At 65.9% G+C, this 9,644-nt stretch carries 10 protein-coding genes; all 10 read right to left on the bottom strand.

The genetic code is table 11. The features are described from left to right. Positions 1 to 378: F0F1 ATP synthase subunit A (locus ACO48X_RS04265; RefSeq protein ID WP_485000891.1), on the bottom strand; the 378-nt coding region annotated here is incomplete at its 3' end. Positions 379 to 604: 226 nt separating this feature from the next. After that, positions 605 to 1,114 carry a hypothetical protein gene (locus tag ACO48X_RS04260; protein WP_485000890.1) on the bottom strand — a complete coding sequence of 170 codons (510 nt, stop codon included), beginning with the start codon at positions 1,112 to 1,114 and terminating at the stop codon, positions 605 to 607. A gap of 9 nt (positions 1,115 to 1,123) precedes the next feature. Continuing rightward, positions 1,124 to 2,728 carry a glycosyltransferase family 4 protein gene (locus tag ACO48X_RS04255; RefSeq protein WP_485000889.1) on the bottom strand — a complete coding sequence of 535 codons (1,605 nt, stop codon included), beginning with the start codon at positions 2,726 to 2,728 and terminating at the stop codon, positions 1,124 to 1,126. Continuing rightward, a complete protein-coding gene (locus tag ACO48X_RS04250) occupies positions 2,728 to 3,345 on the bottom strand; it encodes an L-threonylcarbamoyladenylate synthase (RefSeq protein WP_485000888.1) in 618 nt (205 codons plus the stop codon). The genes ACO48X_RS04255 and ACO48X_RS04250 overlap by 1 nt, the downstream gene beginning before the upstream one ends. A gap of 14 nt (positions 3,346 to 3,359) precedes the next feature. Further along, positions 3,360 to 4,280 (bottom strand): peptide chain release factor N(5)-glutamine methyltransferase, encoded by a 921-nt coding sequence (prmC, locus tag ACO48X_RS04245; RefSeq protein WP_485000887.1) that lies wholly within the window; start codon positions 4,278 to 4,280, stop codon positions 3,360 to 3,362. Continuing rightward, positions 4,277 to 5,374: a peptide chain release factor 1 gene (gene prfA, locus ACO48X_RS04240; protein ID WP_485000886.1), complete on the bottom strand. Its 1,098-nt coding sequence runs from the start codon at positions 5,372 to 5,374 to the stop codon at positions 4,277 to 4,279. The genes prmC and prfA overlap by 4 nt, the downstream gene beginning before the upstream one ends. Before the next feature lie 76 nt (positions 5,375 to 5,450). Further along, a complete protein-coding gene (gene rpmE / locus ACO48X_RS04235) occupies positions 5,451 to 5,666 on the bottom strand; it encodes a 50S ribosomal protein L31 (protein WP_484992037.1) in 216 nt (71 codons plus the stop codon). 209 nt (positions 5,667 to 5,875) lie between these two features. Further along, a complete protein-coding gene (gene rho / locus ACO48X_RS04230) occupies positions 5,876 to 7,954 on the bottom strand; it encodes a transcription termination factor Rho (protein WP_485000895.1) in 2,079 nt (692 codons plus the stop codon). Positions 7,955 to 8,222: 268 nt separating this feature from the next. Next, positions 8,223 to 9,143 (bottom strand): homoserine kinase, encoded by a 921-nt coding sequence (gene thrB / locus ACO48X_RS04225; RefSeq protein ID WP_485000885.1) that lies wholly within the window; start codon positions 9,141 to 9,143, stop codon positions 8,223 to 8,225. Next, positions 9,143 to 9,644 (bottom strand): pyridoxal-phosphate dependent enzyme (locus ACO48X_RS04220; RefSeq protein ID WP_485000884.1); only part of this gene is annotated, 502 nt, incomplete at its 5' end. The genes ACO48X_RS04220 and thrB, both read right to left, overlap by 1 nt.

Genomic DNA, 9,644 nt, shown 5'->3' with positions numbered 1-9,644 from the left:
TGCGATCTGCAGCCCGGGAATGATGCCCGTGACGTTCATGAAGAGCAAACCCATGAAAATCGTGGCCAGAAGCGGCTGATACGGTTTCGCCCTCTCCCCGAGGATTTCGTGGCCCACCTGATTGCGCGAAAAATCGAGAATCGATTCGAAAGCTCCCTGAGCGCGGCCGGGCACGAGCTTCGCCTTCTTGTAGTAAAGGAAACAGAGAAGGAAGAGCACGGCGACGGCGATGAGCCGGACGAGGACCACCCGGTTGATCGCAAAAGGCGTCCCGCCGAAGAGGATGGGGTCGGGAAAGAACTCGTCGATCGACGGCGCTTCGAAGTCGCCTGAGGCCAAGACCCGGCCGTTCGCCAGAGCCGTGAACGCGTTCGACACTTCCTACCCCTTCGTTGATCCGGCAGCGTGGTTTGTCTCATTCGCACCATACACCACTCGCGGGAATGCCCGCGAGCACGTACACCTCACGATGTTACGCCCTGAACCGAGAGAGGCGCCACATGCCCGCCGAACCGGAGCGGCGAGACACTCCCCGTCGATCGAAACGGACCCGAAATGCCGGGCAAAACGGAGGGAAGACGTCAAGCAAAGCGGAGGGAGGACATCAAGAGGGGAAGTCGTCCGCCTCGTCGTTCCTTCCAGCGTTCCGCCCTTCGAGGCCTTCCCGCTCTCCAAAGGCTTCCCGCACTTCCAGGCCTTCCTGTCTTCCAAAGGCTTCCCGCACTTCGAGGCCTTCCTGCCATTCAAAGCCTTCGCGCCGCCTCAACACGCCCCACGAATCGATCGCAAGGGACACGACGACGCCGACCGCCACTGCAGCGGCCAGTGCTCTGCGATTGAGGCCCACCCAGCTGTCGAGGACGGTGAAGGCGCCAAGCACCGCCGCCATTTTCAGAACGAAGCCGAAAGCCATCGCCGCGCCCGAGCACCGGCGGGCGGCCGCGGCCGTGAGCGCGCCCGCCGCGCCGACCGCCGCCGCGGCGACGGCAATCGAGCGGGCGACGTCAAATCTTTCCGCAGCCGCAAAAACGCAGGCTCCGAGGCAACCGAGCACGGCCATGGCAGCGAGGTTCCACAGAGCGATCGTCCGCAGCGTCCTGTCGGCGTCCGCCATCCGCCCGCCTTACGCCCCTCGCCACGCATCGGCGCGCCTCTCGACGCGTTCGACGCCGTCTTCCGAGCTCGCTGCGCGCTCTTGAGTCGCCGCGGGGCCGCGCGGAACGTCGGCTTCCGTCTCAACCTGGATGAGCTTGTGCCTGGCTGCGCGCCGGGATCGCGGCAGCAACGATCCGCCGGGCGGCTGCTCAGTGCGCCGCGACGGCGCGCCGAACTCCGGAGGATCAGCCGGGCGAGCCCCGGGGTCACGCGAATCGGCGTGCTTTCCCCCCACCCGCTGAGGAGCGGCCTCTCGAGCTCTCTCCGGCGGGGCAGGCCCTCGCGGCGGTTGCGGCGCCGCGGCCTTCGTCCGCTCTTCGCCTTCCTCCCGCTCGGGGACGGCAAGTTCCGCCCCCTCGGCGCCGGAAGGACGGGCGTCAGCGCGGGAAGAGCGGACGTCCGCGCCGGAAGGACGGGCGCCTCCCGCAGGCGAGCGGGCGTTCGTCGCGTCGGCCGAGGGGATCCGCGTGTCGTCGTCTGCGTCGTCCCCGCGCCTGCCGAACTGATGCCGTGTGACGAATATCCCGAAGATGAGGCAAACGAAGGCGACCGTCCCGACGATTCGCGCGGGAAATCTCACGAGCGCCACGCAGGTCAGCGAGGCCATCGCGGCCCACATGTAGAGAATGAGGACGGCGCCCGCGTGGGAATGCCCCCGGCGCAGAAGCCGGTGGTGAAGATGGCCGGCGTCGGCGGCGAACGGAGACTGCCCGCGGGCGAGCCTGCGGGCGACCGCCCACGTGAAGTCGAGGAGCGGCAAGAAAATCACGGCGGCGGGCACGAGAAGCGGCATCACCGCGGGCAAGGCGTATCCGGGCGACGTGTTGGCCGGATCGATTTGCCCTGTGACGAGGATGCCCGCCGCCGCGATGAGCACGCCGAGCATGAGGGCGCCGGAATCGCCCATGAAGATCCGGGCCCGGTGGAAATTGTGGGGAAGGAAACCGGCGCATATGCCGACGACGGCGGCGACCACGACGCACGCCGCCGACGCGTAGTCGCTCGGGGAGGCGTCGCGCGTGAGCGTGTAGGAATAGACGAAGAAAGCCAGTCCGGCGATTCCCACGATTCCTGCGGCCAGCCCGTCGAGCCCGTCGACGAAGTTGACGGCATTGGCCACAATGACCATGACAATCGTCGTGATGAAGAGCGTCAGCCGCGTCGATCCGACCGTCAGCCCCATGAAGGGGACGGTCACCAACTGGACTCCCTGCCATGCCATCGTCCCGGCGGCGAGCACCTCGCCCGCCAGCTTTGCGTACCAGACGAGCTCCCAGACGTCGTCTATCGCACCGACCAGGCACATGAAGCCCGCGCCGAGCAAGACACCCCAAATCGCGGAACCTCGCGGAAAGACGCCCGACAGATAGGGTATTCGCGAGGCGATGAGGATGGCTGCAGAAAATCCCAGATACATGGCCACGCCGCCCAGCCTCGGGATGGGAAGGGTGTGCACGTCGCGTTCGCGCACCTGCGTGATTGCGCCGAGCAAAAGCGCCAGTCGTTTGACTACGGGAACCAGCAGATACGTCGCAACGGCTGCGATCGCCATGATGAGAAGGTAAACGCGCACTAGGCAACATCTCCGAATCGGGCGAGCTCGCCCCTGTCGATGCCGCCCTCTCGCAGAACCCTCATGAGATCGCCGTCGAAAGACACGATCGTGGAGGGCGCTCCGCCCGGGCACGGACCGCCGTCGAGGTAGACGGCGACCTTCTCTCCAAGCTGCTCGACGGCTTCGCCCACAGTCGCAGCGGGCGGGCGGCCGCTCAGATTCGCGGACGAAACGGCAAGCGGCCCGGCTGCTTTCAGCAATTCCAAGGCGACGGGATGATTCGGCATCCGCAACGCGATTGTGCCGTTCGTCTCACCGAGGTCCCATCCAAGCCGCTCGGAGGGCAGGACGAGGGTCAACGCGCCGGGCCAGAACTCGTCCATGAGAGCTTTCGCAACGTCGGGGGCCTCCCGCGCCAGTCCCTCGGCCTGGACCGCAGAGGCGACGAGGACGGGCGAGGGCTTGTCTCTCCCGCGCCCTTTCGCGGTGAGAAGGCGATCGACGGCTCGGGGGCTCCGAGGGTCGGCCCCGACCCCGTAAACGGTGTCGGTCGGAAGCACAACGAGCGAACCTTCGCGAACGGCCGCAGCCGCTGCCCTTGCGGCGTCGGCGTCCGCGCTGTCGATGACTCTCATCGCGCCTCCCAACTTCAATGCTCATCTAAGGGTAGCCGAGCTCGCAGCCATCGCGGGCGTCCGGCTAAATCCGCTCCCGTTTCCGCCTTGACGAATCCCGTCTTCAACGCAAGGCGCCGCAACGGCTCGGCCTGTTCCTCGGCGTGTTCCATGACCAGAAGCCCGCCCGGCTTCAAAAGTCCAACCGCCTTTTTGACCAAGGCGTTCGGCATGTCCAGGCCGTCTTCTCCGCCTCCCCACAGGGCGGCGGCGGGGTCGGCGAGAACCTCCGGAGACAGTTCGCAGCGCGCGGGCACGTACGGGGGGTTCGCGACGACGACGTCGAACTTTCCGCGCGCGCCGCCGGGTTCGAGGGCGTCGGGTTCGCTCGTGCCGGAATCTTCGCGCACGTCAGGTTCGCTCGCGCCGGAGAGTTCCAGCGCGTCGGCGAGGACGAATTCGACGGGGTCGCCGTAGGCGGCGTTGTTTTCACGCGCCACTTGAAGAGCCTCGGCTGAGGCATCGACGCCGACGACCGCGGACCCCGGGACCTCCGTCGCCACGGCGAGGGCGATGGCGCCCGATCCTGTGCACAGGTCGAGGACGCGCGGCCGCTCGCCCCGATCGGCGATCCGCCGAGCCTCGTCGACGGCGTCTTGCGCAACGGCCTCGGTTTCGGGTCTGACTATGAAGGCGCCCGGGCGGCTGACGAGCTCAAGCCAGCGAAAGTACATGCGCCCGGTGATGTGCTGGAGCGGCTCGCGGGCGGCTCTGCGCACGACGGCCCGCGAAAACGCCGCGCGTTGGTCAGGCGTCGGGTCGGCGTCCGGCAGGCGGCGTACGCCGACCGCGAATTCGGCAAGCTCGCGGGCGTCCGACGTCGGGGAGGCCACTCCGGCGTCGCCCAAAAGCGCGGACGCCTCCGCAATCAGGCGATTCCAACTTCTCCGCGTCACTCCTGGGAGGCCATCCGCTCGGCCTCGTCCATCTCGCGAGCCGAATCGACGAGAGGCCCGAGGTCTCCGGCGAGAACCTGGTCGAGGTTGTAAGCCTTGTACCCCGTGCGATGGTCGGAGATCCTGTTTTCGGGGAAGTTGTAGGTGCGGATTCGTTCGGAGCGATCGACCGTGCGCACCTGCGAGCGGCGCATGGCGGCGTTTTCCTCGGCCTGCTGTTCGAGCTGCATCTGGCGAAGCCTCGCCCTCAGGACGCGCATGGCGGCCTCTCGGTTCTTGATCTGCGATTTCTCGTCCTGACAGGAGACGACCAGTCCGGTGGGAATATGCGTGATGCGCACGGCGGAATCCGTTGTGTTCACTGACTGCCCGCCCGGGCCCGAGGAGCGAAACACGTCGACGCGAATGTCGGCGTCGGCGATCTCCACCTCTCCGGGGTCGTCGACCTCGGCGAAGACAAGCACTCCTGCTGCGGAGGTGTGTATGCGGCCCTGCGATTCGGTGACGGGGATGCGCTGAACGCGGTGGACCCCGGCCTCGAATTTGAGATGCGCCCACACGCCGTCGGCGGGGTCCTCGGGAGCCGAACGCAGCCGGACGGCCATCTGCACGTCCTTGAAGCCGCCGAGCTCGGTGGGCATCGAGCTGAGGATCTGCGTCTGCCAGCCCATCCGCTCGGCGTAACGCTCGTACATTCGCAGCAAATCTCCCACGAAGAGGGCCGATTCCTCGCCGCCCTCCCCCGCCTTGACTTCGACAATGGCGTCGCGGGCGTCGTCGGGGTCGCGGGGAATGAGCACGTCTTTGAGGGCGGCCTCGGCCTGCGCATAAGCTTCTTGCGAACCGGGCAGCTCGGGGCGGAAGAGCTCGGCGTCCTCGCCGCCGGCTTCGACGATCTCCCGGGTCTCCGAAAGATCGGCCTCGGCGCGCCGGTAGGCCTCATAAACGCGCACGACCCGCCCCAGCTCGGCGTACCTGCGCCCGAGGGATTTCATCTTCTCGGGACTCGAGAGCGCCTCGGGGCTGGACATCTCCGTTTCAATTCTGCGGTGCTCGGCGAGCATCTGCTCGGCGAGCTCGATCTGACTGCTCATTCCTCACCACGCTCCTTCTCAAAGAAAATACACCTCGGCGCCGACGCATTTCCTGCGTCGGCGCCGAGAGCACGAACTACTTGGCCTTCCGCTTGCCGTAACGGGCCTCGAACTTGGCCACGCGGCCGCCGGTGTCGAGAATCTTCTGCTTGCCGGTGTAGAAGGGGTGGCAGGCGCTGCACACATCGACGCGAAGGTGGTCGCCCTCAATCGTCGAACGAGTTTCGAACTCGTTGCCGCACGTGCACGAAACCTTGATGGCATGGTATTCGGGATGGATTCCCCGCTTCATTTGAGCTCCTTGGATCGTTGAACGCCCCGGGTCCGATGCGCGGACGGCCTCTCAGGGGAGACCGCCCTTGCCGCGGGGCGAAAAGCGCCTGCGGCCGCGACACCGGTGAACCGGAAGCCGACGAGCTATTTTTACACAACTCGTCGCTTTTGTACATCCGCTTACGCCGTGGGAGGACGGACGAATCGCGGCGTCGACTGCAGCGCAGATCAATTCGCCTGCATCGACTTCATGATCTGCACGAGGAATTCCGCATTCGACTCGGTCTTGCGCAAACGCCCAAGCATGAAATCGGAGGCCTCCGCCACATCGAGCGTTCCAAGGGCCCGGCGCAGCTGCCAGATGACCTTGAGCTCCTCCTGGCTGAAGAGCAGCTCCTCGCGGCGCGTGCCGGAGGCGTTGACGTCGATCGCCGGGAAGATGCGCCGATCCGCCAACTGGCGCGAGAGGCGCAGCTCCATGTTGCCGGTGCCCTTGAACTCCTCGAAAATCACCTCGTCCATCTTTGAGCCCGTTTCGACCAGCGCCGAGGCGATGATCGTCAGAGACCCCCCGTTTTCGATGTTGCGGGCCGCTCCGAAGAACTTCTTCGGCGGGTAGAGGGCAGCGGCGTCGACGCCTCCCGAAAGGATGCGCCCCGAAGCGGGAGCGGCGAGGTTGTAGGCGCGAGAGAGCCTGGTGAGCGAGTCGAGAAGCACGACGACGTCTTGGCCGAGCTCCACGAGGCGCTTGGCCCGTTCGATGGCGAGCTCCGCGACGATCGTGTGGTCGGAGGCCGGGCGGTCGAAGGTCGAGGCGATGACCTCCCCCTTGACCAGGCGCTTCATGTCCGTGACTTCCTCGGGGCGCTCGTCAACCAGAACCACCATGAGGTGGACGCGCGGGTTGTTCGACGCAATTGCCATGGCAATTTGCTGCATGACCATCGTCTTTCCCGCCTTCGGCGGGGCGACGATGAGGCCGCGCTGGCCCTTTCCGATCGGGGCGACGAGGTCGATCGCACGCGGCGTCAGGGCCTTCGGCGTCGTCTCCAGACGGAGCATGTCCTGCGGGTAGAGCGGGGTGAGTTTGTTGAACTCGGGCCGGGTGAGCGAACGTTCGACGTCGAGGGAATTGATCGTGTCGATCTGAACGAGCTGGTTGAGCTGGTTGTAATGGTTGCGGTTGCGGTTGCGATTGCGATTGTTGTAGTGCTGATCGCCTTCGGTGCGCGGCCGAACCGCGCCGACGATGGCATCGCCGCGGCGCAGCCCGTGCTGCTTGACGATCTGCTGGGAGACCGCTGCGTCGTTCCCGCCGGGAAGATACCCTCCGGTGCGGAGGAAAGCGTTGTTTCCCTCGAAGTCGAGGATGCCGGCGACTTGCAGAAGGTCCTCGTCGTCGCGCTGCGTGGCTTCCTGAAACTCGCTGCGGTCGCGATTGCGGTTCCTGTTGCGGTTGCGCGACCGACGGTCGGACGCCGTGTCTTCCCCGCCGGCGCGGCGCTCAGCCGCATCTCCGATCGCGTCAAGCGCCGCGCGTTTGTCGGATTCGGTCATGCCGCCGTCGCGCCCGCGGTCGTCGCGATTCTTTCCCCTGCCGTTGCGCTCGTTGTTGCGTTCGGCGCGCTCACGCGCAACACGCTCGTTGCGTTCGCGCCTTTGACGCCGCGAAAGATGTTCGGATTTGTCTTCGGAACCCTTGGATTCGGGCAGAACGATGTCGATCTCGCCGTCGCGAGGGCCGCGACGGCGAACCCGCGCCCGCTGCGCGCCGCGATCCGCTCCCTGGCTTCCGCGATCGGCCGTCTGGGCGCCGCGCTCGTCGGAACGATTCCCGGGCTTGGAACCATCCTGCCCGGCTGTCTTGGCACCGCTCCGGCCCTGGGCGTTGTCGCTTGAATTGCCGCCGTCGGTCGAATTGCCGCCGTTGCCGCTCGGATTGTGCGCGTCCCGGGCGGCGGGCCATTCGAACGGGGTGTTGGTTTCGACCTTTTCCTTCGCAGGCTTCGCTTCGGCAGAGGCGCCGGCGTCGCCGCCTTTGTCCGCATTCGCATCGGCGGGGGCAGGGGTCGCATTGACCCGTCCGGCGAGCGGATTGGCCTCGCCAGAAGCCGATTTGGCGGGGTCGGCCTTGATCTTGGGGGCTTCGTAGCGCACCTTGATCTCGGTCCTGTTTTTGGGCGGGCGTCCGCGCCGCGCCGGTCCCGTTACGGATCGAATCGCGGCGACAAGATCTGCCTTCTTGGCTTTCGGGTCAACCTCAAGACCCAGAGCTTTAGCCGCTTCCCGCAGTTCGGGCAGGCGCATGGTCGATACCGCGCCCAGGTTGATTTGGCTCACGAGGTTCCTTCCTCGGATTGTCGGCCTGTGTCGACAATCGACTTGTGGGGGAATAACACCGAATGTGCGTAATTTCGGTGAAGGGAATAGCCGGGGACGCCTCTGGTCTCTCCGAGCTGGTTCTAGAATAGCAGCATTTTCTATCGACACCTACATTTTAAGGAAGTTCCCGGCGAGTTCTTCTCCCCAACCGGCGCGTCTTCTCCTTTCCACGTTCCTCTGAGTCCACCGAATTTTAACGGACCGTTGCGTCACTCCCTCGCGATTCTTCGATGAGGCGCGCGCCGCTGCCGATTCCCGCGGTGATCGATCTGAACCCCCGGGCGGCGAGAAGATCCCGCGTGCGCCGATCCAATTTGTCAAAAACGAGCACCGAAGGGCCCGCCCCGGAAATGACAGCGGGCCATTCCGCCTCCCGCAAAGCCCGAAGGACTTCAGCCGATTCCGGCATGGAATCGGCCCGATAGCCCTGATGCAGGCGGTCGCCAGTCGCCTCGAGGAGCAAGTCCGGCCTCCCTTGAAGCGCAAGAACCAGCATGGCCGCCCTGGACGCGTTGAAAGCCGCATCCCCATGGGGCACATCGGAGGGCAAAACAGAGCGCGCGGCTTCGGTGGCCAATTCCGCATCGGGAACCAAAAGGGTGGTCTTTATCTCTTTTGCGACGTCGATCTTCACAGCCTTGGGGCCCTCGTCCGCCATCCACGAAAGAACCGCCCCGCCGTGAAGCGCGGGCGCCGCGTTGTCGGGGTGCCCCTCGAATTCCGTGGCGAGGCGCAGGACTGCGTCGTCGTCGAAAAGCTCGGGTTGGTCGACAAGGCCTCGCACGAGCATAAGCCCCGCGACAACTGCGGCCGCGCTCGATCCGAGTCCTCTTCCCTGGGCGATTCCGTTGCGGCAGTTGAGCTCAATTCCGGCTTGCGGGAGCCCCGCGGCGTCGAAGCCGCGCCTCATCGCCCTGACGATGAGGTGGGAATCGTCGGTGGGGAGCGTGCCCCGGCCCTCGCCCAGAATATGGACGCGCGTGGCCCCGGTGGTCAACCGCACGTGGACTTCGTCCCACACGTTGTGGGCGAGCCCCAGGCAGTCGAATCCCGGCCCTAGATTTCCCGATGTGGCGGGAACCCTCACTCCCGCCGTCGCCCGCACGATGCGCATCACAAATCCAAAGCGGATGCGACCGCCTCAAGAGTGGGCGCAACCGGGTCGAAGGACAGTTCGCGCCCCTCGAGCGCGGTGGCCGTGTCCTTGAGGCCGTTGCCCGTGACGGTGCACACAATAGTCGCGCCTTCGGGCACCTTCCCTTGTTCCGCGGCCTGCAAAAGCCCGGCGATGGAAGCGGCCGACCCCGGTTCGACGAAAACGCCCGTCTCTGCGGCGAGAATCGATTGAGCTTGAAGGATCTGCTCGTCAGTCACCCTGTCGATCCAGCCCCGCGAATCGTCGCGGGCCGCCTCGGCGTACTTCCACGACGCCGGATTTCCGATCCTGATGGCCGTGGCCACGGTCTCCGGGTTCTCGACGACGCGGCCGAGCACGAGCGGAGCGGCGCCCCACGCTTGGACGCCCCACATCTGAGGAACCTTCGTCGAAACGGGAGCCGCTCCGGCGGTGCGGGCCATCGAGGTGAGGGCGGTGCGGCCTGCGTATTCGCAATAA

This window comes from Peptidiphaga sp., from assembly GCF_057238965.1.
Note: the sequence above shows the minus strand (reverse complement) of the source record. Positions and strands in the feature narration are given on the sequence as shown.

Bases quoted from the DNA above. Each gene is read 5' to 3' on its own strand.
- thrB (WP_485000885.1), bottom strand. From the start codon at position 9,143: ATGCGCATCGTGCGGGCGACGGCGGGAGTGAGGGTTCCCGCCACATCG.
- rpmE (WP_484992037.1), bottom strand. From the start codon at position 5,666: ATGAAGCGGGGAATCCATCCCGAATACCATGCCATCAAGGTTTCGTGC.
- prfA (WP_485000886.1), bottom strand. From the start codon at position 5,374: ATGAGCAGTCAGATCGAGCTCGCCGAGCAGATGCTCGCCGAGCACCGC.
- ACO48X_RS04260 (WP_485000890.1), bottom strand. From the start codon at position 1,114: ATGGCGGACGCCGACAGGACGCTGCGGACGATCGCTCTGTGGAACCTC.
- ACO48X_RS04250 (WP_485000888.1), bottom strand. From the start codon at position 3,345: ATGAGAGTCATCGACAGCGCGGACGCCGACGCCGCAAGGGCAGCGGCT.
- rho (WP_485000895.1), bottom strand. From the start codon at position 7,954: ATGCGCCTGCCCGAACTGCGGGAAGCGGCTAAAGCTCTGGGTCTTGAG.